The sequence below is a fragment of the Flavobacterium ovatum genome (assembly GCF_040703125.1).
In the GTDB taxonomy this organism is placed as follows: Bacteria; Bacteroidota; Bacteroidia; order Flavobacteriales; family Flavobacteriaceae; genus Flavobacterium; species Flavobacterium ovatum.
In genome coordinates, this window is sequence record NZ_CP160035.1 from 4,064,060 (window position 1) to 4,088,644 (window position 24,585).

The window sequence follows — 24,585 nt, forward strand, 5'->3', positions numbered from 1 at the left end:
CATCAGAAAATATTTTCTGATGGCTTTCTTGTTTTGAAAAGGAAATTATTATTCCTTAACTATAGTAAGATCGTCAATATAGAAAATTCCTGTCCCTCCCCATTTTGGATTTGCAGAAACAGTTATATTTAACTTTTCACTTGTTTCAGGTAGAACCAATTCTTGAAATAAGTCAATCCATTTTCCTTTTTCTACTTTATTCCTTTTAAAATTAGTAGTTGTCCATGGCTTTGCAACTGTTATATTAAATCCTCCTGCTTTTAGATTTTCATCTGCCAAAACTTTCAAAGAAACCATACAAGTTGCCACACTCAATTTCACGCCTTCACTACCAAGATTTTTAACATGAAAATTTTCGTTTTCATTTATTAGCATTTAGGTACAGTTGTATTTTAAGCACTTGCTTCCTGAAACAGCTTTTTCGCAGTATATTTTAAAAACTAATTTAGATTTTGTCCAAATTCCTTAGTTATCGTTTTCAAAATCAAAAACTACTTCTTGAGCAGATAATTCGAATACACTACTACGTAATAATACCATTGCTACTACTAATTTCATTTTCATCATCAGTTTGTTTTAATTGATTAGAATTAAAATATAATTACAGAAAAACAACTAGAGTTACTGGACGTTATCTAATTTTATTAATTCCTTATTTCACCACTATTTTTTTAATAGTTTGATTGCTGTCTAATTGTACTTTTACAAAATAAATTCCTGAAGCTAAATTTGAAACTTGAATTGTGTTACTACTTTGTGCGTGTTTAATGTTTTGGATAGCAATACCTAAAATATTATAAACTGTAATTACGCTTCCTTCGGGACAATTAACATTTACTAATTCTGAGGTTGGACTAGGAAAAATAGCTACCTCGTTTATATTAAAATCTTCTGTTCCCAAAACGGAAATAAATTCGATATAAAAATCATCTACATAAAAGTTGCCATAACCCGCTCCATTGTATTCGTCTTCCAAAACCTCGATACTAAAAGTTTGATTTACAACTGCACTGGGAACTGTAAACTCCTTTGATAAAGTCACCCACTGCCCTTTGGCAACATCCTTAAATTCCCAAGTGAGTACATTTTCCACTGGATTTATACTTGTTTTAAAACCTAATAAAGAGGCGCCTGTATCAATCCAAACTTTGACATACATTTTATAAATTCCTTTGTCCAAAGCTATTTTCGATTCATTGATTGTTTTCCCACAAGTGATTACAAAAGGAGTGTGTTGGGCAAAAACCTCCGTAGTTGCGGCTTGTAAAATAAACAACAAAACAAAAAACGCAGTTCGAATCGATAAAAAACGCCTTTTCGGATATTCTCTTTTAAAATTTTCCATCTTACAAATCATTTGTTAGTTCGACATCAATAAAGCGAAACATTCCACAAGGCACATCAATACTCACCGTTGAACCTGTCTGAAAAAATTGTTTCCCGTCAACTACATCCACCACTTTAACGGGACTTACGGTATTGAATTTCACTGTAGCCATGCGAGTATCAGGATTGATATAACCATTATCAACCAACGTTAATCGTAAATGTCTTGGAGCGGTTTGCGCCACTACCCAAGCCACATCGCCTGTTACGGTAATGGGTATTTTGGCAGCACCAGCTTCAATTTCTGTTTTGATCGTTTGATAGTAGGTGTTGGCATTGTATTTTGTAACACCATCTGCGGCATAGTAGAAATGTCCATCAGTATAATATTCTTTCAAAATATTTTGATACAAAGGATGTAGCTTGTTTTTCATCAAACCTCTAGGCGCTGTTAAGTCAGCCTTTGCTCCTGCTTGTGGTGGCGTGATTAGTACCATTCCATTTGGGTAATTGGGCAAAAAGTTCAATCGGCGTTCTTTCATACCGCCTGCAAATTTTGAAAAATCCCAATCGTTAATCGGTGCACCAGGCCAGCTTCCATTCATTCGACTAAAAACAAAAGGATTGGCGTCTTCAAATGTTTGGTCAAAATTAGTCAACCATTTGGCTTCTGATCCTTCTTCTAAATAGTGAGCGTCAGGTTCAAACATGCTGAGATGCACTGGAGACAAACTAACCAATTCATTACGTTTTGGGACAAAAAGAGCACCATTGGCTAATAATTTTGCAAACAATTCGGGCTTTGTAAAATTGTCATAATATTGTGCGCCGCTGGCTGCTGCATAAACTAATTGTCTTAAAAAATGATTGTCTAATGATTGGTCCGAAAATTGCCTCATTCTGTCAAAACTCGCATTATCGGGTACCGCTCTTGCTCCCCAACTATCAACCGCACCACTAGCCCAAACTCCCATTCTGGCCGCCAAACTCAACTCCATTGTTTTATCAGTTGTCTCTTCCATTGAGGGGACAAAAACATTGGCAAATTCACCCGAAAGTAACCGAGACCACATAGGTAGGTAAATACTACTTTGCCAAAATATATTTTTGGAACGAACAAACAGTTTTAAGTTTTTATTTTGTCCATAAGTTGCTAATGGATAAAACAAATCATTCAATACAAATTCAAAATCAGCACTATCATCTCCTAGTTCAGGATAAATCAAAACTGTTTTTCGACCTGCAACCGAACTGGTGTTATCAATAACTTTTTGACTCGTTTGCTTACTAAACATATAAGGATCATTGCCATGACCACCCCAATAAGCAACACCATTTGCGGTAGTTTTAGAATAAATAAAACTCAAAGCCTGAGCTTCTGTCCAATCATAGGTTCTACGGCTATCTCTGGTGTCTCTGTATTTTAAATTAGCTAAATTGGCTCTATCCCAAGTCGCTCCGTCTTGTGCATGTGAGGTTGAAAACTGAGAAACAAAAGTTGGCGTATTGTATAGTGTTGTATTTAAACCAATAGTATTTTCATATAATAAATTAATAGAAATTGGATTGCGCTCCCAACTTGGTTTTACAAAGCTGTTCATCTTTGCATTTACCGCAGCGGTATTGTCTAATATTTTTTGAATTTTCCCTGGCGAACTGATGTTTTTATAGGCCAATTTCCAATCTGGTTTAGAGGGATCAATTATGTGAATATCACTACCACCGCTTTGGCTACTGGCAAAAATAATATTCCCAGTTAGCGGATCTTTCCACATATCATTGAAAGAGTAGGGACATTCTAAAATTTCGGCATTGGCAATGGTTTGACCCAGTGACATTAAAATAATATGATTGCCAAATAATATGAAATATTGATAACTAGTTCCGTTCGGAATAATTTCGGGTTGCGATACACGATAGCCAAAACCTCCTACTTTATTACTAATACTCGAAATATCATACGCTTGTTGCGCCGTAGATGCATTTAAAGGATCGAATTCAAGAAAAGCGGAGTCATTGATGTGAGCACTATTACCCATCAAAATTTTTGAAGCACCATTTATAGTTACTACTCGCATCTCACCAACAGGTTTTCCAGAACTTACTTTGACAGAAGGTGTAATCACAGTAGTTCCTAAAACATCAAATAAATACATATTGCCGGTAACTTGCATACTGTTATTGGTACCCAAAACAGCCAAAATATCAGAACCATCGGCTTTTTTTACTTTTCGAATAAAATTTGCGATATGAACTCTGTTTGGCGCAGTCGCCCCACCAAAAGTAGTATTTACAGAATAGGTTGCCGATGCCAAGGTTTGTTTCAATGTTCCATCTGCGTTTAGGTAATAGATATTTTTATCATAACCACCGCATACCACATAAGGAATATTATTTTTACTCACTACACATACCGCGTACATGGGCGCATCATTTTGTTTAAACTGCCATTTTAATGTTCCATCATTGTTCAAGCAATATAATGTTCCGTTGGCATTTGCTGCAAAAATCTCATCGATGCCATCACCCGTGATATCTTCACACCAAAGATCATGATTCATAAAACCCGACAATTTATTCTCCCAGATTTTCTTTCCGTCATAGCGTAGTCCTACAATGGTTCCCTCATAAGAAGAGGCTACTATAAAAGATTTTCCGTTTTTAACGGCCGTTCTTATTTTCGATATGGTATAATTAACATCCTTGCTACTTAGCGTTTGGGGTTGTGAACTAAATTTCAAACTGTAACTTCCAGTTGCTGGTTTAGAAGCATCGAAAGTCCAATTGGTCGTTTGAGACGTATTCCAGCCTTGACCACCGGCTTCAAAACCGTAGTAAAGACCGTTTAATAAATTAGGACTGGTTTGTGCATTACCTACAGTTCCTAATAAAATGGAAAATAAGCATCCAACAAACAACCAAAAAAGTATTTTTATTTTCATCCTGGAAATAATTTTAATTAATAACCTTAAAAAAATAAAAAAGCCCATAAAATAAATTGATCACAATATTATTCTACAGACTTTTTTATATAAAAACTAATTCTTATTGGCAGTATCAAATTCAGTTAGAAAATGAAACCAAATTACAAAATCAATACAAATAGCTTATGGCACTACAGGTCCAACCGTTATTGTTATAATAGCCTCGGCAGTCCAAACCCCATTAACTTGTACTGCACCAATTACTTTACGACTATAAGTGTTTTTAATCTTTACTTGATGTACACCTAACGTTTGAAATAACACATACACTAATTTATCAGTAGTAACCAAACCTAAATTTGGATTTATAAAACGCTCATAATTGGCTGTATCTGCTTCAGTGAACTCCGTAGTTAGAAAACTATTTCCGGCACTGATGCTCCATTCATGAGTAAGAGCCCCTTTTGAAAGATCCTGAAAAGCGACATACTTTCCAACAGCGACAGCTCCGTTATTACTTGCATCAGGTCTAACTAATGTATTGTAAACTATTTTTGGCGAAGCCCACCATGTAAAGCTATCATAATCATTATACGGTATTTCATAGTCTTCGGTACAGCTTCCAGAAAACAAAGCCAGTACAAACATTGCAGATATAATAAAATATTTTTTCATCTTTTTATTTTTATTACAAACCCAAACAGGATTCTTTCAATCCTGTTTGAATTTATATATTAAATTATTTAATACTTGAATTATTAAGCGTTTCGTTTTGTGGTATTGGGAAATAGCCTAAATCTTTTGCTGACCAAGCCGCTGCAGATTCAACAAACTCTGTAAATTGCAAATTACCCGGACCTTTCACTAATAAACTATTGTTTCTACTTGCTGTACCACCAGTTGGCGTTTTATAAACATAACTCTTTACGCTGTAAACTTCTGTACTTAGAAAACTTAATCTTTGAGCTGTAACTCCCCAACGACGTAAATCGATAAATCTAGTATTAAAACCTTCAAAAGCCAATTCCAAAGGATATGCTTTGTACATCAAATGATTCATTATAGTAGCTTCATTATTATACGTTTGTCCATCATAGTCTTGTGTAGGAGTACTAGTAGGACCTAACAATTTCAGTCCCCAACGCTTGCGGATGTCATTGATTAATTTTACTGCACCTGCATAATCTCCCGTTTTTGCCAAACACTCGGCTTGCATCAAATAAACTCCTGATAAACGATTAACGACAAAATTTCTAGGCGATTTTTGAGGTGAACTTCCCGTTTCAAATTCAGTTGTAATACCAGGAATGGCATGACTAGTGTATTTTTTCAAATAAGAAAAGAAGGTTCCTCCAAAATTAGTCACTTGAGGTGCTTTGTATCCGTAATACAGAGATATTTCATCGTTTACAACGGCGATACTTTGGGATGCTCTTAATGGAATGGTTCTCATTGGCCCTGTTAGAAGACCATCTGTATGATTACGAACATCTTTGGTATCCATAGGTTCGTTTACATATTCCCAAGTCAACCAAGCTGCTGGCATCATCGTGTTTTGACCGCCAAGAGTCTTTTTTGTTTCTAAATTGTTTCCTTGAGGAGCAGTCCATCTTGCCATTCTATTGGTAAATCCTTCTTCATTAAAGACATTGTCTTCTGTTTGTATATTATCCGCATAATTAATTTCTAGAATAGATTCCGAATTAAAATCGGCTAAACCATTGAACATTTTAGAAACATCTTGTTGCAATGCGTATCCATAATCTCCCTTCACATTGTTGATGATATCATTAAAATATACTTTAGCAAGCAAAGGTTTTCCTTCATAAAGGTAACTAGTACCTAAAATTGTAGCTGCTGCTCCTGCATCAGCTCTTGTTTTTGGTTCCATTTTTGGAGGTAAATTAGCATAAGCATATTCTAAATCAGCTCTAAAAAAATCCATTACTTCTTGTGAAGTCGAAAGCGCCTTAGCATACTCAGCAACCGTAGTAGGTACTTTATCACGAATGATTATTTTCCCTTGATTAAACTCTGAATGCAGGTAAAAATGCATTAATCCTCTAAAGAATCTAGCTTGTCCCATTTGTTGTTTCCAACGTGGGTTTGCTTTCAATACATCAGTCATACCATTTAACCCTTCAATCACCTGATTGGATCTCCAAATCACACGGTACTTGGATTCCCAACGTCTTTGTAAATCACTGTCATCAAACTGAACAGTTTGTTGGTACCAAGGTACCCATGATAAATTTACATTTCCAGATCCTCTAGTTTGTGGATGAGAAATATCACAACGATAAGGCTCCCGTTCCAAATCCAAAATATAGCTGTCCAACATTCCTCCGTAAACCGAAGTTAAATTGGATTCAGATTCGTCCAAAGTCTTCCAGTAGGTATCTGTTGATAAATTATTTGGATTGGATTCTTCCAAATATTCAGTACACGATTGCATTGATCCAATCAACACAACTATTAGTATTAAAACTATCTTTTTCATAAGTTTCTATTTATTATTTTTTGTTGGTAACATGAAATTTGCATAGCATCACCTCTAGCGACTACCAAGTCTGGGCTATACTCTTTTCATAAAACTTTTTTTTAGTTAAAACGTAACATTTACACCTAATGAATATAGTGATGTCAATGGAAATCTTGATAAATCTAGACCTCTTTGAGCTACGTTATTTCCACCTATTTCTGGATCAAATCCACTATATTTTGTAAAAGTCAATGGGTTTTGTCCTGATACATAAAATCTTAGTTTTGAAATACCCATAGCCGTTGAAACGTCTTTTGGCAATGAATACCCTAAGGTTATTAATTTTAATCTAAGGTAAGATCCATCTTCTAAAAATAAATCTGAGATTCCACTAGCATCTCTGTGCGTTCTTACTTTAGCCAATGGAATATTAGAAGTCGGATTATCCACTGTCCACATATTTACTAAATCAGCGTGACGAAATCTTGCATAAGCATCTGCTTTGGTACCATTGATTACTTCGGCACCTACTGATGCATACCAGTTCATAGACATATCAAAGTTTTTGTAATTCCAGCTCATATTGAATCCCATCTCAAAATCAGGCAATCCACTACCAGAATACACTCTATCTTTATCATTCAAAACACCATCTCCTTTATCTGCAATACCGTCTCCATCGCTGTCAACTGTTAACTGATCAATAAATCTTAAATCTCCTTTTTGAGAGGGTGCCCCTCCAGTCAAATTATTATAAGCAGTTACTTCTGCATCAGTTTTTAAAGTACCATCTGTTTGATACAACCAAAAAGCAGCTGCTTCACGACCTACCTTAAAGACAGTAGCAGGATCACCTAACACTTGTGAATTAGGATTATATATAATATCAACCCCATCAACAATTTTTGTGATTTCATTAGTATTTCTGGTAACAGTAAGTCCTAAGTTGAATCTACTTTTTCCGATTTTTTCACGGTAATTTGCACCTATCTCCAAACCTTTATTGACCATATTACCAATATTCAGAATTACATTTTGTGGCTGCCCATTTACTACACCAGTAGAACCAGATAAACGCACAGGAAACAACATATCTTCTTTTTTGGTTACATAATAATCTGCAGTAAGTGTAAATTTGTTCTTGAAAAACGCAAGATCAATACCTACATTATTAGAAATAGAGGTCTCCCATTTTACTTCTGGATTTGCATAAGATACTACAGCAGATCCTAAAGTTAGAGTAACATCATTTGGATCAAAAACATAATTTCTACGACCTGTTATTACAGAAGAATATTGATAAGGATCAAAACTTTCATTCCCTACAGTACCTCGACTCAACCTAACTTTAAAATTATTAACCGTTCCGATCAAAGGTTGCCAAAATTTTTCATCAGATACATTCCAAGCGACAGAAATAGATGGAAATGTCGCCCAACGATTCTCACTACCAAACTTACTAGAACCATCTCTACGAGCCAAAACTGACAATAAATATTTACCATCATAGTTGTATTGAACTCTCCCAAGAAAACTTGCTGTTTTATTCACATAATTAGTACCTGAGTAGGCTCCTGGATCTTGACCTGCATTATTAAGTACCTCAATTTCATTGGAGATAACCCCGTTTCTATTAGCATAAAATTCTTGGTAAGCACGTTGCTCAAAAGCAGAAGTTGCAATAGCATCAATGGCATGTTTCCCTAATTTCTTTTTATAATTTAAAGTACCATCCCAACTAAAAACACTTAATCTAGACGCTTGTGCTTCAACTCCGCTTTTTAAAGGGTCTACAGATGATGAGCCAGTTGTCAAATCGACCAAAGTATATTTCGGTCTAAATATATTTCTAATTTGACTAGAGGTATTTGCACCTACTCTTGAGGTAAAACTCAATTCTTTGGTAAGTTCTCTAGTAACACTTAAACTAGCATTAATTTTATCTGTTCTTTCATTATCTCTACGTTTAAGATCTTGTGCCAAGGTATTCAAAGGTGTTTCTACTCCACCTGCTCCTTCTTCTGTATAAAAAGTATCCGAACTTCCATCTATAAGAGGAAAATAAGGCTTGTAACGAATAGCGTCAGTAATTAAATTATTGGTCGCTCTATCTCTATCCTCCATAATAAAACCAATACTGGTATTAATTTTCCAATGGTCTGTAGTATAAGAAGTACTTGCTCTACCATTATATCTTTTAAAAGAAGAACCTACCAACACTCCATCTGCACTAAAAAGACCACCTACAACATTGTAAGTGAAATTTTTTGTACCCCCAGAAACATTCAAATTATAGGTTTTGCTCTCTGCATCATTTACTAAGATTACATTTCTAAGATCATTATCATTAGTCAACCATTCTGGTCGAGTTGGTCCTGGATCAAATGCTGCACTGTAATTCTTTTTTTGTTGTACTTCAAAATACATTTGTTGAGAAGAATCCATCAAAGCTATCCCTTGTCCAAGATGTTGTACACCGTAGGTAGTTCCAAAATCAACTTTCATTGCCCCTTCTTTACCTTTCTTAGTAGTAATCAAGATAACACCTCCTGCTCCACGTGTTCCGTAAACGGCTATAGAAGCTCCATCCTTCAAAACATCAATCGTTTCAATCTCATTGGTACTCAAACGAGGATCTCCCTCTTGCGGGATCCCGTCAACTACAAACAGTGGTGTATTTGAACCCGATAGCGAAGTGATACCTCTAATTTGAATACTCGATTGCTCTCCTGGCTCTCCAGAGTTTGCAGTAATATTTACCCCTGCAATTTGCCCTTGCATTGCAGAACCTAAATCGGGAGTAATGAAGCGTTCAATATCATCTGCTTTCAATTGTGATACTGCACCTGTTAATTCTTTTTTCTTAACGGTACCATATCCTATGACCACTACTTCTTCAAGATCCAAAGTACTTGATTTCAAAATAACGTTTAAAAACTTACCTGTAACAGGGACATTTTTAGTTATCATTCCAATATAACTTACAGAAATCATATCACCCATTTTTGCTTTTACAGCATATTCACCATCAAAATTGGTAACAGTTCCTTTTGTAGTACCCTTAACAATTACTGTGGCGCCAGGGATTGGCATCCCATCATCGGCGCTTTTAACGGTACCTTGTACTGTTATTTCTTGTGCTTGAGCTGTATTTGTACAGAAAAACGCAAGCATAACAATCATTAGAAAACCCGAAGTTTTTCTATTTGACTTAATTTTTTCTTTTATTCTCATTTGGTTGGTTTTTGATTAATGGCCTTGTACTTATTTCTATTTGTAAAAAATGTAGTCGTATTTTTTTTTAACAAATACAGGTCCATTCTAATTTTAAAAATCACTTAAAGAGTTCTGGAATACAAATCCTTTCCTCTTATATCACATATCGTTCTACCTAATTCACTTTAGGTCGAGTTTAAGAAACTCTTCTTTAATTGCTTTGATTCCATTGTTTAGTTTTAGTTTAGTTTTATTCTTAGTTCATTGATTTCAATCTAATAGCTATTTATTATCCTTTTTCAATACTAACAAATAGTCTTTAATACGAATACTTAATTTATTTTAGATATTAATTTTATAGCTTATAATAAATAACCTTAAATAGTACTGTATTCTCAACTATTCCGACAATGTAAAGGTTAAAATAAACTTAATGTTTTTTGTACCTAAGCGTACACAATATGTATCTGTGGGTAAATTTATCAAGCACAAGCCACTTCCTATGATAAATAAAACGACTAAACAATTTACACACAGTGACTTACGTAAAAGTACAACTTTCCACACACATATTAAATAATATCTCTTAATTTATGTTAAAAAATAAAATCTTCATTACATTTTCTTACCAAAGTTACTCCTAGCAAAAAAGAGATTGTTTCACATCATGTAAAACAATCTCTTTTTTGTATTTTAATCTATATCATACTATTCCGGAATTCATCAAAATAGCTAGTTAGAATAGTCCTTTTATGTTTTTAACTTACACAGCAATTCTTATTCAACAACCGCATTTGGAGGCAAAGGAACATGGTTTGAATGACGCCATTTGACCAACTCTGCCAATAGTTTTTGCGTTACCTTTTTATTAGATTCAGCAATATTATTAGCTTCTAATGGATCTTTGGATAGATCATACAACTCTAATTTTCCATCAGCCAAGAACTCAATTAATTTGAACTCTTTTTTTCTAATAACTGAACAAGCTCCGTGTTTGTACTGACTAGATACCTGCAAAAATATGGGGCGTTTCGCAAAAAACTTAGTGTCTTTTTTAAATTCAGGTGTAATTGAATTTCCGTCCAAAATCCCTTTGTAATCTTTAATTCCGGCAACATCCATAAATGTCGGGAAGAAATCTAAAACCGAAATCGCAACATCAGTTCTCCTAGCATTTACTTTCCCTTTCCAGTTCACTAGTGTAGGCACCTTGATTCCACCCTCATAAATATATCCTTTAGAATCTCTAAGAAGTTTGTTGGTACTAGGCCCTTCGTTTTGTCCATTATCAGACGTAACGATAATCATCGTGTTTTCTCTTAAATTATTTTTATCCAAATAATCAATCACTCTTTGAATATTATCATCTACAGACTCTACCATAGTGGCATATTCAACCATCGTTTGACGTCTTTTCCCTAAACCTTGCCCCGTGATTGGATCCCCTTCTTTCTTCGAATATTTATCCAACATTGCTTGATTACGTGCTAATATGGGATTATGTACCGCATAAAAATCTAAGTTTATCATGAAAGGTTCGTTTTTATGGGCTTCCATAAATTCAAGTGCTTCATCGGTCAATCGGTCAGTCAACCATTCATCCCCTTTTTTAGGTTCGATAAAAGGATTACTAAAAGGTGCTTTATACCCTTTCGTTTCACTCTTATATCCTCCTAATTCAAAGGCAGGATCTCCTCTAAAAGTACCACCAACATTTTTCAAAAAACCTCTTCCTTCTGGATAATACTGCTGTACCTCTTTGGATTTATGAAGTGCTACCCAATCATAATCACCTGGATCTGGTTGTCCTAGTTTTTCTTTCAGAGGATAACTCATCTTTAATTCATTTATTGGATCTGGTCCAACAATATGCCATTTCCCAAGATGGATTGCTTTGTATCCGGCTTTAGCTAAAGGTTCTGCATAGATTGGATGCTCTCTTCCTACTGTCCAACGGGAAAAAATATTTTCTTGATCAGTTCCTTTTTCTAAAACAGGAACGGTATAGACTCCCGTTCTAAAAGATTGCTTACCCGTAAAAATAGCAGTCCTTGATGGTGAACAGGTGGGATATGTATAGGAATTATCAAATACTAAACTCTCTTTGGCCAATTTATCTAAATTGGGTGTTTCATAAAACGTTGACCCATTAAACCCAACGTCAGCATAACCCAAATCATCGACCAAAATAAATACGATATTAGGTTTTTTATTTTGTGCATGCCCGAAACTCAGCCCAAGAAATAGAGTTACTATATAAATTAATTTATTCATTTGTCTTTACTTTTTTGATTAATCTTTTTTACTCTAACAAAGTACACAATCAATTTCCAATAATTTGTTCTCCTTAATTAATAGTTTGTATTCCTTAGTAAACAAAGGTTTTTTTTTAGTTAAATTACTCCATAGAAGTCAGGATTATTCATTTGATCGTCTATAATATATATCTTTATAAAAAACTAATAATGCGGTATATCCTAATTTTTCTATTTCTTAGCTATAACTTGAGCACTTTGGCACAAAATAGCATTCCAAATGTATTGAAAAAGTACAACAAAGAAACAGTACCCTATATTAAAATAAATGAGTTAAATAACTCTAGCTACATTCTTCTGGATTCCAGAGAACCCAGAGAATACGAAGTAAGTCACATTCCAAATGCCATTTTTGTAGGCTATGATCATTTCAAACCCGAAAAGATGAGTAAATTAATCAAAAACCGAAATACGCCAATAGTCGTATATTGTTCTATTGGTGTGCGATCTGAACAAATTGGAGAAAAACTACAAAAACTAGGTTATACCAACGTTCATAATCTTTATGGTGGTATTTTTGAATATAAAAATAATGGAGGTACAGTTGTCAATCAAAACAATAAAAAAACAGACAGTGTTCATGCCTACAACAAACAATGGAGTGTTTATCTTATCAAAGGAATTAAAATATATGAATAACGCCTTAATTATATTTACTCGAAATCCAGAATTAGGAAAAGTAAAAACTCGCTTAGCAAAATCGATTGGCGATGAAAAAGCCCTTCAGGTTTACACTGACTTGCTAGAACATACGATGTTGCAAACCCAATATTTGGATTGTGATAAATATGTTTTTTATGATACTATGATTATCGAAAATGACATTTGGGACAACAAAACCTATCATAAAAAACTACAAACAGAAGGGGATCTAGGAGAACGCATGCACGCCGCTTTTGAAGAGTTATTTGCAATAGGACATCAAAAATGTATTATTGTAGGTAGTGATTTATTCGACTTACAAACCATTGATATCAAACATGCTTTTCATGCTATGGATTACAATGAAGTCATAATAGGTCCCGCTTTAGATGGTGGTTATTATCTTTTAGGTCTAAAAAAAATGCATCCTACTCTTTTTAAAAATAAACAATGGGGAACAAATTCCGTATTATCAGATACTTTAAATAATATACCATTACACCATGTTTATCTTCTAAAAACATTAAACGACATCGACACAATCGAAGATTTAGAAAAAAGCAATTATATTTTTAAATAAATGAATAAATACTTACAAACTATACTAGACTCCTATACTGGATATTTCAACTATCTCCTCAATGAAATCCAATTCCCCAATTGGGACAATTATTTCTATGGATTAATTGCAATGTCTCTGGTTGTATGGATTTTGGAGTTACTTTTTCCTTGGCGAAAAAACCAAGCAATTTTGCGTAAAGATTTTTGGTTGGATTTATTCTATCTGTTTTTTAATTTCTTCCTCCTCAACCTTATTCTATTAATTGCCTTGTCCAATATAACAGCACAGCTCATTAATGATTTTTCAGGGATATTTGGACTCGAATTGACTTCCATACAACTCTTTGCTATTTCAGACTTACCCACTCCTTGGTCATTGCTGATTTTTTTTCTAATTAGTGATTTCATCCAGTGGAACGTACACCGATTGTTGCATATCGTTCCATTTTTATGGAAAATTCATCAAACGCATCATAGTGTTAAAGAAATGGGTTTTGCTGCACATTTTAGATACAACTGGATGGAACCCATAGTTTATAAATCAATTTTATACCTTCCTATTATGATTATTGGCGGTGTGAATGTTCAAGATGTATTTATTGTCCATTTCATTAGTATTGCTATTGGACATCTCAATCATGCCAACATTGGATGGGATTATGGTTATCTAAAATACATACTCAACAACCCAAAAATGCACATTTGGCACCACAGCAAAAAGCTACCGAATAAATATGGTGTGAATTTTGGAATCTCATTAAGTCTTTGGGATTATTTATTTGGAACAAATTATATCCCTAGTGATGGGAAAAACATTGAATTGGGGTTTAAAAATGACCATCAATTCCCCCAAGATTTTTTAGAACAAGAACTTTATCCCTTAAAAAAATAAGTTCATGGTGTCAGGAACATCAAAAAGCATCGTCTCTACTAACAAATAATTAAACTGTAATCATGAAAAAGCTACTCCTAACACTATTATTAATACCGCTACTGTCCATGTGCAACAACCGCTCAAAAGCCGATAGCGCACCAGAACAAATTCCAATCAGCACTAATGAGGTAATAAAAGAGATAGATCACTCTAAATGGGATGCTTTATTGAAAAAACATGTTTCTGTATCAGGAAATGTCAACTACAAAGGTTTTCTTAAAGATAAAAGAGAATTGGAATCCTACTTAGATGTTCTTGAAGCTAATACACCATCAAAATCTTGGAGTCGAAATGCAACTTTAGCGTATTGGATCAATGTTTATAATGCTTATACCGTAAAATTAATCGTTGACAATTATCCTGTAAAAAGCATCAAAGAAATCAGTAATCCTTGGGGTAAAAAATTCTTTACTCTAGGAGGAGAAAAATATAGTTTAGAAGAAGTAGAACATAAAATACTTCGAAAAATGGGAGAACCTAGAATACATTTTGCTATTAATTGCGCCTCGTATTCTTGTCCAAATTTATTAAACGAAGCCTATACTGAAGCTAAACTTAGTAAACAATTAGCCCAAGTTGCTAAAGATTTCATTAATGATAAAACTAAAAACACCATTACAACTTCAAGTATAGAAATCTCTGAAATTTTCAATTGGTTTGGTGGTGATTTCAAAACCAAAGGCTCTATAATTGATTTTCTAAACCAATACAGTACCGTAAAAATTAGTTCGAAAGCAAAAACGTCTTTCAAAGACTATAACTGGAATTTAAATGAATAAAATTTCCATAATCATACCTATATATAATGAGGTTGAAAACATTCAATCCGCTTTAATGTATATTGAACGTATGATTTCGAAAACTATTGGATATGAAATTATTATTGTCGACGGTGGCAGTACTGATGGTTCACAAGAAAAGATAAAACAATCTAAAACGATTCGGTTTATCAATTCTCCAAAAGGCAGAGCCATTCAGATGAATGCTGGAGCAAAAGTTACCACAGGAACTATTTTATACTTTTTACATTGCGATAGTTTGCCTCCAGAAAATTTTGATTTATCTATTGTACAACAAATAGAAAAAGGCAATCAAGCAGGCTGTTTCCGAATGAAATTTGACTGGAATCATCCTGTTTTATCTATTTCGCAATGGTTTACTAGATTCAATCACATTAGTTGTAGAGGCGGTGATCAATCCTTATTTGTGACTAAAGAGTTGTTCGATAGCATTAATGGTTTTGATGAAGCCTTTGTTATTTATGAAGACAACGAAATTATTAAACGATTGTATGCAAAAAAACAATTTGTGGTCATCCCACAATATGTGATTACATCGGCTAGAAAATATAAAAAAAATGGAGTTTGGCGTTTGCAATATCATTTTAGCATTATCCATCTCAAACGAAAAATGGGGCATTCAGTATCCAGTTTACAAACCTATTACAGAAAAAACATTATCTAAATATTAAACACAAAAAATGAATTTATTAAAACAATCAACGCTTTCAATTATTGTTCTAACTCTTAGTTTAACTGGATGTAAAACCCCTCAAAAAGAAGAAAGTTTTGTTGAAAAATCCGAAAAAGCACATGAGAAAGAAATATTTAACAATCAGGAAGCGGTGCAATTTGATATAAAAATAGAGTTTGGAGGTACAGAAAGAATGGATGCGACCATGACTTTATTGACCAATTCTAGTAAAGGTTTGATTGAATTCAAAAATGGTTCTAAAATTATTTATAATAAAGACCAAGTGTTTTATTCGCCTGATGTACCTTCAGAAAAATCAGTTCGTTTTGATGCTTATACTTGGGCTTACTTTTTTATGTTTCCAAATAAAATGAGCGATGGAGGAACCATTTGGAATCCTTACGAAAACCCTGCGACCAATAAAGAGCAGTTCGAAACTCAAAAATTAACCTTTGAATCAGGAATAGGAGATGCTCCCGATGATTGGTATGTAGTCTATAGTAATACAGAAACGCATTTGATTGAGCAATTAGCCTACATTGTTACTGCAAAATCAAAAAAAGAAGAAGCTGAAAAAGAACCACACGGAATTCAATACAAAGATTTTCAAACTGTCAATGGAATTCCAATCGCCACTAAATGGCAATTTTGTTCTTGGAATGAAAAAGATGAATTTGGAGAAACTATTGGAAACGCCAACCTTTCAAATATTAAATTTATTAGCGTCGAACCAGACACTTTTACGCCTGGAAAAGATTTCAAAACGATTTAAGTATTTTCAAAAACGAGTTTTCATTTTTAATACCACAACTTATGAAACATATTGTAATCATCGGAAACGGAATATCTGGAGTTACTCTGGCTCGATTCATTCGAAAAAAATCAGAGGCTAAAATCTCCATCATCTCTTCAGAAGCGAACTATTTCTTTTCACGCACAGCTTTGATGTATGTGTTTATGGGACATATGAAATTTGAACACACGCAACCCTACGAAAATGATTTTTGGGAGAAAAACAATATTGACTTAATTCATAAAACAGTTACTCAAGTTTTTCCAAAAGAAAAATCAATTGTAATAGAAGGTAATACTGTCATGAAATTTGACAAATTAGTGATTGCTACAGGCTCTAAATCTAATAAATTTGGCTGGCCAGGACAAGATTTAAAAGGTGTAACAGGCTTGTATCATAAACAAGATCTAGAAAACCTAGAACAATGGGCTTCAACTACTCAAAGAGCTGTAATTGTAGGTGGTGGCTTAATAGGAATTGAACTCGCTGAAATGTTGCGCGCTCGCAATATCGAAGTTACTTTTTTGGTTCGTGAAAAAAGTTTTTGGGATGGTGTTTTGCCTTTCGGCGAAAGCCAAATGATTAATCGTCATATTCTAGAACATCATATTGATTTGCGACTAGAAACGAGTTTAAAAGAAATTATTTCAGACGAAAATGGCAATGCCAAAGCCATTATTACAGACAAAGACGAAACTATTGAATGCCAAATTGTAGGCTTAACAGCTGGCGTTTCTCCTAATGTTGATTTCTTGAAAGAATCAGGAATAGAACTAGGTCGTGGCGTAAAAGTCAATCGCTTTTTAGAAACCAATCACAAAGATATTTACGCCATTGGTGATTGTGCTGAACAAAACGAAGCCATTGGTGAACGAAGAGCTATAGAAGCCGTTTGGTACACAGGAAGAATGATGGGAGAAACGTTAGCACAAACATTAACTGGTACTCCTACGGAATACAAACCAGGACACTGGTTCAATTCGGCTAAATTTTTAGATATCGAGTATCAAACGTATGGTTGGGTTTGGGCAAAGCCAAAGGAAAACGAAACACAATTTTACTGGGAACATAAAGACGGAAAGAAAGCCATCCGAATTGCTTTTGATAAAACAACCAGACAATTTATAGGTCTAAATACTTTCGGGATTCGAATGAGGCATGCCTTTTTTGATAAAGTCCTTTCTGAAAGCAAAACCGTTGATTATGTCATTGATCACTTAGCTGAAGCCAATTTTGATCCTGAATTTTATAACTCCTATAAAAAAGAAATCCAAAAAGAATTCACCAACCAATGTGTGGGACTTAAAACCGAATCAATATGAGCAAATCAGTAAAAAATATATCCGTCGCTTCTCACGAAAACTCAACCTTAGACGGCTTGCAAAAAACAGGAATAGCAATAGGACTCCTTGGACTTTTCATCATGGCACTAGCGCTTTTGAATGTTGAGTTTCCCAACAAAGAAATTTGGTTGACTATTTCCATAGTCTCTATTTTTTCAGGAATCATTTTATATGCCAATAGAACATATTTGAATAGTCCAGAAGGCATCAAAAACAACCATGTTTGGACCTCAAATTTGACACACAAAGGAACAATTGCATGGATGGTTGGACTAATTCTGACCTCTTTTTATGTGGTTTTATATTGGTTTCCACAATATTTAGGACTCAATGAAAACGGTGGTACAAATACTGGAATAGTTGGCTTTTTTGATCCTTTGAGCTTGATTTTGAACGGAAAACCTGCCAGTCAATGGTTTGTCTATGGAACTTTATATACTATTGCTATTCTGGGTCTAGGATACAAATTCATTTTAAAATACCGCCATAATAAATACCAATTGGTTCGTACCATTTCGGTTATGTTTTTCCAATTGGGTTTTGCCTTTTTAATCCCCGAAATTCTAGAAAAACTAAACCCTGAGAAAGCCTATTTTGCTAAAGATTTGAAAAATATGTGGCCATTAAATTATTACTTTTTTGACGAGTGGCATTTAAAAAATATGCTTGACGGAGGGAATTTAGGTTTGTTCATGCTTATTTTTGGAGTGGCTTTGATTTTTATCATCTCCCCTATTCTGACTTATTTCTATGGAAAACGTTGGTATTGCTCTTGGGTTTGTGGGTGTGGTGGATTGGCAGAAACTGCTGGAGATTCTTTCCGTCATTTGAGCGACAACTCAGTTAAAGCATGGAAAATTGAGCGTTGGATGATTCATTTGGTACTTGTGTTTTCATTTGTTAGTACTATAGCAGTGATTTTTACATTTCTCTCGAATAATCCTGGAATGAGTTTTATAACTAAAGACCAATTTGTTTGGGGAATCGTAATTTTTCTAGGGATTTTCACCTCTGCTTTATATTTTTTCAAAAGAAAAGAAATGGATATCGATGCGGTTTATACGATGCTTACTTTAGTTGCTATTATGGTTTTGGCTCTTTTGATGAATTATTTTTCAGGCAACCAAAACATCTTCTTTATGGACAGTTATAAAATGAGAGAATGGTATGGTTTTGCGATTGGAGCTGCTTTTAGTGGTGTAATAGGTGTAGGTTTCTACCCAATTATGGGGAATCGTGTTTGGTGTCGTTTTGGTTGCCCTATGGCGGCTGTTTTAGGATTACAACAACGATTATTTTCTAAATTCAGAATCACGACTAATGGTGGTCAATGCATCTCTTGTGGAAACTGTTCTACTTATTGTGAAATGGGAATCGATGTGAGAGCTTATGCTCAAAAAGGCGAAAATATTGTTCGTTCATCATGTGTGGGTTGTGGAATTTGTGCTGCAGTCTGTCCTCGTGGGGTTCTAAAGTTAGAAAATGATACTCCCGCTGGTCGAATTAATGCGAATGAAATATTGCTTGGAAATGATGTAGATTTGATGGATTTGATTAATCAAAAATAAAAAAAGTCGCCAAGACCCGAGCGATAGCGAACTGACGAAGTAATTTCACGAATTTTAAAATTAAATAATTGTTATTCGAAATAAAACAGGAATAAAAATTGAATTGTAATTTTTATAATACTTTGCGAAAGGTCGCTCCTATGGAGCTTATTTTTAAAACATTAATCAATCCTACAATCAATATTTCCCGATGGGACTAAAAAGAACTCCGATAGGAGTTAACTGTTTGAAGTGATTAATGTTTATGCGAGTATCTAGCTCCCTAGGAGCGACCTGTTTGTTTGGTATATTCCACTAATTGAAGTTGTAGAAGTATTTTTTTTATTTGCACAATTTTGCGTGAAGGAAAGTCCCGAAGTGTCGGGAGAAAATCCTTTTTTGGGGCTTTTTCTGCCCCAAAAAAGATTGAAGCGTCGGGAGCCTGACCCGCTTTTTCAACGTTCCGATAGCTATCGGGAGCCTAAAATTCATACAATGGTAAAAGGATTATTTTTTCTAGTTTTAATCACGGTTTTTGGAACTTCAGAACAGAAGAAGTATTCCAAAAACTATTTCCCTAATGGCAATATACAATCCGAAGGTTGGTTAAACCAAAACGATAAAGTTGATTATTGGTTTTACTATTATGAAAACGGTTCCAAAAAAGAAGAAGGTCATTATCTTAAAAACCATAAAGAAAAATGGTGGATTTACTACAACGTAGAAAAAGAAATAATTAGAAAAACAGAATACAAAAATGACAAGCCAGACGGACTTTCCATAGTCTATAAATCCGGAAATATTATTAAAGCTGAAAAATACAAAATGGGTATCAAAATAAACGAATGGAACACCCTATTGGATTACCAAAAAGACCCTAATAAATGAACACAATAGTTGTAATTATACCCGCTTTCAATGAAGAAAAAGCCATTGGTCATGTCATCAATGAAATCCCTAATATAGTTAGAGAAATCATTGTGGTAAACAACAACTCCAATGACAATACCGTTTTAGTAGCTCAAAAAGCGGGTGCAACCGTTTTATCCGAAAATAAAAAAGGATACGGCTATGCTTGTTTGAAAGGTTTAGAATATCTCGCCCAAAAAGAAACGAAACCCGATATTGTCGTTTTCTTAGATGGAGATTTTTCAGATTATCCGGAAGAATTGACTAAAATTGTCGGCCCTATTATCGAAGACAATATCGATTTTGTTATTGGGGCTAGAGTTGCTGCTTTACGTGAAAAATATTCCATGACACCACAACAAATTTTCGGGAATTGGCTAGCTACTTTTTTGATGAAAATGTTTTTTAAAGCTAATTTTTCCGATTTAGGTCCCTTTAGAGCTATTAAATACAAAAAATTGTTAGCTTTGAAAATGGAGGACCAAACTTATGGTTGGACGGTAGAAATGCAATTGAAAGTTCTCAAACAAAAAATGTCTTACGTAGAAATTCCGGTGCGCTATAAAAACCGAATTGGAGTTTCAAAAGTCTCTGGAACCGTAAAAGGAACTGTTATGGCTGGCATCAAAATCATAGGTTGGATTTTTAAATATACCTTCAAATAATTCTATGTTATCACTTTATTATATTATTTTATTCCTTTACTGTTTATCAATTGTATTGATATTCTTTTATGGATTATCACAGTTCAACTTGTTGCTTAATTATTTAAAAAGCAAAAAAAAGAACGACGATAGTCCTCAATACAATTTTGAAAACGGCGATAGTTTCCCTAAAGTCACTATTCAATTACCTTTATACAACGAAAAATACGTTGTAGAACGTCTGTTGCGAACTATAGCTCAAATGGATTACCCTAGAGAACAACTCGAAATCCAAGTACTGGACGACAGTACAGACGATAGTGTTATAGTTACCAAACAGTTAATTAATGAATTAGCACAATCTGGTTTAGACATCAAGCACATTACTCGTTCTAACAGAAAGGGTTATAAGGCAGGAGCATTAAAAGAAGGTTTGGCTGTAGCCAAAGGGGAATTAATCGCCATATTTGACGCTGATTTTGTTCCTCAGAAAAACTGGTTATTTCAAACGATTCCTTACTTTAAGGACCTTCAAATTGGTGTAGTTCAAACCCGTTGGGGACATTTGAACCGCAACTATTCGATCTTGACAAAAATACAAGCTTTTGCACTTGACGCACATTTTACTTTAGAACAAGTAGGACGTAATTCTCAATCACATTTTATCAATTTTAATGGAACAGCTGGAGTTTGGCGTAAATCCTGTATTCTGGATGCTGGAAACTGGCAAAGTGATACTTTAACCGAAGACTTGGATTTGAGCTACCGTGCGCAACTCAAAAACTGGAAATTCAAATACCTAGAAAATGTAGAAACTCCTGCCGAATTACCAGCAATTATTAGTGCGGCTCGTTCACAGCAATTCCGATGGAACAAAGGTGGAGCTGAAAATTTTAGTAAAAATGCCAAAAGGGTTCTGCAATCAAATACTATCGGATTTAAAACTAAAGCACATGGAGTTTTACATTTATTGAATAGCTCGATGTTTATGGCTATTTTTGTGATGTCCGTTTTGAGTATTCCGGTTTTGTACATCAAACAGGCATTTCCTCAATTTCATTTGTTGTTTAATTTTCTGTTATTTTTTATTATCACCTCGGTTTTGTTCTTTATCAGTTATTGGGTGACCTATAAAAATATTCATGGAGGAGGTTTTCAAAATTTCCTGCAATATTGCGGGTTGTTTATCACCTTTTATACCATAGCTATGGGATTTTCTTTTCACAATACTATTGCAGTATTAGAAGGTTTATGTGGCAAGAAAAGTGAATTTGTGCGAACGCCTAAATTAAACATCGAAGGCCTCAAAGATAAATGGAAACAAAATAGTTATTTGACAAAAAAGATCTCTAAAAATGTTTTTTTTGAAGGTCTATTGATGTTTTATTTTTTCTTTGGTATTTATAGTGCTTTTTACTTAGTGGATTATAGCTTGCTTTTTTTACATCTGATGTTAGCTGTAGGTTATGGTTACGTTTTTTTTCAGTCCATAGTCGCCCCTAAATGATAATCCCCACCTTACATACTATCAAAACAGTTATTTATCTATTGATAAGTATATTTCTGTATGGGTATTTAGGTTATGAACTGGAGCGAACCGAGTTTGTGCCCCTACTAGTTAGTTTTACTACTTTGTTTTTTTGTACTTATCAAATGATTCAATTGCAAAAGCACAATATTTCGTTTCTTATTGGCATCAGCTTTGCCATTAGAATAAGTTTATTAAATGTTATTCCCAATTTATCACAAGATTATTTTCGCTTTATATGGGACGGAAGATTGCTATTAGAAGGCCTCAACCCTTATTTATACTTACCCGATAATCTCATAAACCAATCAAATTTTTCGATTGCTAATGCTAAGGTTTTGTATGACGGTATGGGAAGTTTGAGTTCAGGGCATTATTCTAATTACCCTCCCATCAACCAATTTTTATTTGCTCTAGCAGCATTTTTTAGTAATAATACTATTGATGGGGCAGTAATAGGAATGCGACTCATTACTATCCTTGCTGATTTAGGGACTTTATTTTTTGGACTCAAACTATTAAGACGTTTAGGGATAGATAAACATCGCATTTTCTGGTATTTACTGAATCCTTTAGTCATTTTAGAACTGACCGGCAATTTGCATTTTGAAGGTGTTATGCTTTTCTTTTTGGTGTGGAGCATGTATCTATTGTACAAAAGAAAATGGAAAACTGCCGCATTAATTTTGGCTTTATCTATTTCAACTAAATTATTGCCCTTACTTTTACTTCCTTTATTTTTTCAAAAAATAGGTTGGAAAAAAATCATTCCTTTTTACAGTATCGTTATTGGGATTAACCTATTGCTATTCTTGCCTTTTCTCTCTCCTGAATTGATTCAGAATTACACCGAAACCATTGGGTTGTGGTTTACTAATTTTGAGTTTAATGCCAGTATTTATTACCTCATTAGAGAAATAGGTTTTTGGATCACAGGCTACAATATTATTCAGATGACAGGGAAAATAATTCCAATTTGTATGGTTCTTTTTATTCTATACCAAAGTTTTATAGGAAAGAACAAAACCACTGTTCAACTCTTCCAAAGTTTTTTATTAGTGCTTACAGTTTACTTTTTGACGAGTACCACAGTGCATCCTTGGTACATTATAAATCTTGTAGTCATTGGAATATTCACCTCCTTTAACTTTCCTATAATTTGGAGTCTAACAGTTATTTTAAGCTATAGTGCCTATAACAATATTGAGTTCAAAGAGAATTTTTGGTTAATTGGATTAGAATACCTCATTTTGATTTTATATATAATTTATGAAGTCCGTGGTAATTTTCATTTCAAAAAATCAGTATATTTGAATAAATCAACCACTGAACGTTAATTAAATGAGTGTTACTGTCGAAAATTCAAAAACAGTTTTAGAAAATTGGGTTCATCAGTTTAGTGATGAATTGTATTCTTGGGCCTTATATAAAACGACATCCAAAGAAACAGCCGAAGATTTGGTACAAGAAACATTCTTGGCCGCTTTTAACAAAATCGATAGTTTTCAAGGTAAAAGCCAACCCAAAACGTGGTTGTTTGCTATTTTAAACAATAAAGTAGTCGATTATTACCGTCTCAGTGCTCGCACAACCAAAAACAATTTTAGTTTGACAGAGGAAAGTGGTTATGAATTATCGGACGGACTATTCAACACTACTGAAAACTGGGTTAACATGGAATTAAATTCAATCTGGGAACAAGAGGGCGAATTGTTGGATAATGATGACTTTAATATGGTTTTTCAATATTGCATGGATGATTTACCCGAAAAATGGAAATTGGCCATTACATCAAAATATTTAACCGACAATAAAGCGGAGGCCATATGTAAGGAACTTGAAATCACGGCGTCTAATTATTGGCAGATCATTCATAGAGCAAAATTGCTTTTGAAAAAATGCCTAGAAAATAAATGGAAATAACGGATTTCAATAAAATGAATAAACT

Annotated in this window: 20 protein-coding genes; 13 read left to right on the forward strand and 7 right to left on the reverse strand. The window is 34.1% G+C overall.

The features are described from left to right. Positions 1-48: 48 nt before the first annotated feature. From ABZP37_RS16680 to ABZP37_RS16710, 7 genes are all read right to left on the reverse strand, one after another. Positions 49-375: a hypothetical protein gene (locus tag ABZP37_RS16680; protein WP_366184335.1), complete on the reverse strand. Its 327-nt coding sequence runs from the start codon at positions 373-375 to the stop codon at positions 49-51. A gap of 277 nt (positions 376-652) precedes the next feature. Beyond that, entirely contained in the window at positions 653-1,345 is a 693-nt protein-coding gene (locus ABZP37_RS16685) for a T9SS type A sorting domain-containing protein (RefSeq protein WP_366184337.1), read from the reverse strand. A gap of 1 nt (position 1,346) precedes the next feature. After that, positions 1,347-4,268, reverse strand: coding sequence for a PQQ-binding-like beta-propeller repeat protein (locus ABZP37_RS16690; RefSeq protein WP_366184338.1), 2,922 nt, complete (start codon positions 4,266-4,268; stop codon positions 1,347-1,349). A gap of 165 nt (positions 4,269-4,433) precedes the next feature. Further along, positions 4,434-4,925 carry a hypothetical protein gene (locus ABZP37_RS16695; RefSeq protein WP_366184340.1) on the reverse strand — a complete coding sequence of 164 codons (492 nt, stop codon included), beginning with the start codon at positions 4,923-4,925 and terminating at the stop codon, positions 4,434-4,436. A 64-nt stretch (positions 4,926-4,989) separates the two neighbouring features. Beyond that, positions 4,990-6,750 (reverse strand): RagB/SusD family nutrient uptake outer membrane protein, encoded by a 1,761-nt coding sequence (locus tag ABZP37_RS16700; protein ID WP_366184341.1) that lies wholly within the window; start codon positions 6,748-6,750, stop codon positions 4,990-4,992. Positions 6,751-6,855: 105 nt separating this feature from the next. Then, positions 6,856-9,966, reverse strand: a complete 3,111-nt coding sequence (locus ABZP37_RS16705; protein ID WP_366184342.1) for a TonB-dependent receptor — start codon at positions 9,964-9,966, stop codon at positions 6,856-6,858. Between the two features lie 759 nt (positions 9,967-10,725). Then, positions 10,726-12,222, reverse strand: coding sequence for a sulfatase (locus ABZP37_RS16710; RefSeq protein ID WP_366184344.1), 1,497 nt, complete (start codon positions 12,220-12,222; stop codon positions 10,726-10,728). A 239-nt stretch (positions 12,223-12,461) separates the two neighbouring features. Here ABZP37_RS16710 and ABZP37_RS16715 point away from each other — a divergent pair, with 239 nt between their 5' ends. The 13 genes from ABZP37_RS16715 to ABZP37_RS16775 all read left to right on the forward strand — a co-directional run bounded on the left by ABZP37_RS16715 (position 12,462) and on the right by ABZP37_RS16775 (position 24,560). Next, positions 12,462-12,902, forward strand: a complete 441-nt coding sequence (locus tag ABZP37_RS16715; RefSeq protein ID WP_366184345.1) for a rhodanese-like domain-containing protein — start codon at positions 12,462-12,464, stop codon at positions 12,900-12,902. Beyond that, positions 12,895-13,485 (forward strand): TIGR04282 family arsenosugar biosynthesis glycosyltransferase, encoded by a 591-nt coding sequence (locus ABZP37_RS16720; RefSeq protein WP_366184347.1) that lies wholly within the window; start codon positions 12,895-12,897, stop codon positions 13,483-13,485. Before ABZP37_RS16715 ends, ABZP37_RS16720 begins: the two co-directional genes overlap by 8 nt. Continuing rightward, entirely contained in the window at positions 13,486-14,358 is an 873-nt protein-coding gene (locus tag ABZP37_RS16725; RefSeq protein WP_366184349.1) for a sterol desaturase family protein, read from the forward strand. It abuts the gene before it with no gap. A 62-nt stretch (positions 14,359-14,420) separates the two neighbouring features. After that, on the forward strand, positions 14,421-15,179 hold the full coding sequence (locus tag ABZP37_RS16730) for a DUF547 domain-containing protein (RefSeq protein WP_366184351.1): 759 nt from the start codon (positions 14,421-14,423) through the stop codon (positions 15,177-15,179). Next, complete coding sequence (locus tag ABZP37_RS16735; protein WP_366184353.1) at positions 15,172-15,864, forward strand: TIGR04283 family arsenosugar biosynthesis glycosyltransferase; 693 nt, start codon at positions 15,172-15,174, stop codon at positions 15,862-15,864. Before ABZP37_RS16730 ends, ABZP37_RS16735 begins: the two co-directional genes overlap by 8 nt. A gap of 16 nt (positions 15,865-15,880) precedes the next feature. Then, positions 15,881-16,645, forward strand: a complete 765-nt coding sequence (locus ABZP37_RS16740) for a hypothetical protein (RefSeq protein WP_366184355.1) — start codon at positions 15,881-15,883, stop codon at positions 16,643-16,645. 41 nt (positions 16,646-16,686) lie between these two features. Then, positions 16,687-17,988 carry an FAD/NAD(P)-binding oxidoreductase gene (locus ABZP37_RS16745; protein WP_366184357.1) on the forward strand — a complete coding sequence of 434 codons (1,302 nt, stop codon included), beginning with the start codon at positions 16,687-16,689 and terminating at the stop codon, positions 17,986-17,988. After that, entirely contained in the window at positions 17,985-19,577 is a 1,593-nt protein-coding gene (locus ABZP37_RS16750) for a 4Fe-4S dicluster domain-containing protein (RefSeq protein WP_366184359.1), read from the forward strand. Before ABZP37_RS16745 ends, ABZP37_RS16750 begins: the two co-directional genes overlap by 4 nt. A 474-nt stretch (positions 19,578-20,051) precedes the next feature. Then, entirely contained in the window at positions 20,052-20,444 is a 393-nt protein-coding gene (locus ABZP37_RS16755) for a hypothetical protein (protein ID WP_366184361.1), read from the forward strand. Then, on the forward strand, positions 20,441-21,130 hold the full coding sequence (locus ABZP37_RS16760; RefSeq protein WP_366184363.1) for a glycosyltransferase family 2 protein: 690 nt from the start codon (positions 20,441-20,443) through the stop codon (positions 21,128-21,130). The genes ABZP37_RS16755 and ABZP37_RS16760 overlap by 4 nt, the downstream gene beginning before the upstream one ends. Positions 21,131-21,134: 4 nt before the next feature. Next, positions 21,135-22,616: a cellulose synthase family protein gene (locus ABZP37_RS16765; protein ID WP_366184364.1), complete on the forward strand. Its 1,482-nt coding sequence runs from the start codon at positions 21,135-21,137 to the stop codon at positions 22,614-22,616. 146 nt (positions 22,617-22,762) lie between these two features. Next, positions 22,763-23,974 (forward strand): glycosyltransferase 87 family protein, encoded by a 1,212-nt coding sequence (locus tag ABZP37_RS16770; protein WP_366184366.1) that lies wholly within the window; start codon positions 22,763-22,765, stop codon positions 23,972-23,974. A 4-nt stretch (positions 23,975-23,978) separates the two neighbouring features. Beyond that, positions 23,979-24,560, forward strand: coding sequence for a sigma-70 family RNA polymerase sigma factor (locus ABZP37_RS16775; protein WP_366184368.1), 582 nt, complete (start codon positions 23,979-23,981; stop codon positions 24,558-24,560). Positions 24,561-24,585 lie beyond the last annotated feature (25 nt).

Excerpts from the sequence above, each read along its gene's own strand:
- ABZP37_RS16755 (WP_366184361.1), top strand. The coding sequence starts at position 20,052 with ATGGTAAAAGGATTATTTTTTCTAGTTTTAATCACGGTTTTTGGAACT.
- ABZP37_RS16775 (WP_366184368.1), top strand. The coding sequence starts at position 23,979 with ATGAGTGTTACTGTCGAAAATTCAAAAACAGTTTTAGAAAATTGGGTT.
- ABZP37_RS16690 (WP_366184338.1), bottom strand. The coding sequence starts at position 4,268 with ATGAAAATAAAAATACTTTTTTGGTTGTTTGTTGGATGCTTATTTTCC.
- ABZP37_RS16725 (WP_366184349.1), top strand. The coding sequence starts at position 13,486 with ATGAATAAATACTTACAAACTATACTAGACTCCTATACTGGATATTTC.
- ABZP37_RS16765 (WP_366184364.1), top strand. The coding sequence starts at position 21,135 with ATGTTATCACTTTATTATATTATTTTATTCCTTTACTGTTTATCAATT.
- ABZP37_RS16770 (WP_366184366.1), top strand. The coding sequence starts at position 22,763 with ATGATTCAATTGCAAAAGCACAATATTTCGTTTCTTATTGGCATCAGC.
- ABZP37_RS16685 (WP_366184337.1), bottom strand. The coding sequence starts at position 1,345 with ATGGAAAATTTTAAAAGAGAATATCCGAAAAGGCGTTTTTTATCGATT.
- ABZP37_RS16730 (WP_366184351.1), top strand. The coding sequence starts at position 14,421 with ATGAAAAAGCTACTCCTAACACTATTATTAATACCGCTACTGTCCATG.
- ABZP37_RS16695 (WP_366184340.1), bottom strand. The coding sequence starts at position 4,925 with ATGAAAAAATATTTTATTATATCTGCAATGTTTGTACTGGCTTTGTTT.
- ABZP37_RS16745 (WP_366184357.1), top strand. The coding sequence starts at position 16,687 with ATGAAACATATTGTAATCATCGGAAACGGAATATCTGGAGTTACTCTG.
- ABZP37_RS16710 (WP_366184344.1), bottom strand. The coding sequence starts at position 12,222 with ATGAATAAATTAATTTATATAGTAACTCTATTTCTTGGGCTGAGTTTC.
- ABZP37_RS16750 (WP_366184359.1), top strand. The coding sequence starts at position 17,985 with ATGAGCAAATCAGTAAAAAATATATCCGTCGCTTCTCACGAAAACTCA.
- ABZP37_RS16680 (WP_366184335.1), bottom strand. The coding sequence starts at position 375 with ATGCTAATAAATGAAAACGAAAATTTTCATGTTAAAAATCTTGGTAGT.
- ABZP37_RS16720 (WP_366184347.1), top strand. The coding sequence starts at position 12,895 with ATGAATAACGCCTTAATTATATTTACTCGAAATCCAGAATTAGGAAAA.
- ABZP37_RS16760 (WP_366184363.1), top strand. The coding sequence starts at position 20,441 with ATGAACACAATAGTTGTAATTATACCCGCTTTCAATGAAGAAAAAGCC.
- ABZP37_RS16740 (WP_366184355.1), top strand. The coding sequence starts at position 15,881 with ATGAATTTATTAAAACAATCAACGCTTTCAATTATTGTTCTAACTCTT.
- ABZP37_RS16705 (WP_366184342.1), bottom strand. The coding sequence starts at position 9,966 with ATGAGAATAAAAGAAAAAATTAAGTCAAATAGAAAAACTTCGGGTTTT.
- ABZP37_RS16735 (WP_366184353.1), top strand. The coding sequence starts at position 15,172 with ATGAATAAAATTTCCATAATCATACCTATATATAATGAGGTTGAAAAC.
- ABZP37_RS16700 (WP_366184341.1), bottom strand. The coding sequence starts at position 6,750 with ATGAAAAAGATAGTTTTAATACTAATAGTTGTGTTGATTGGATCAATG.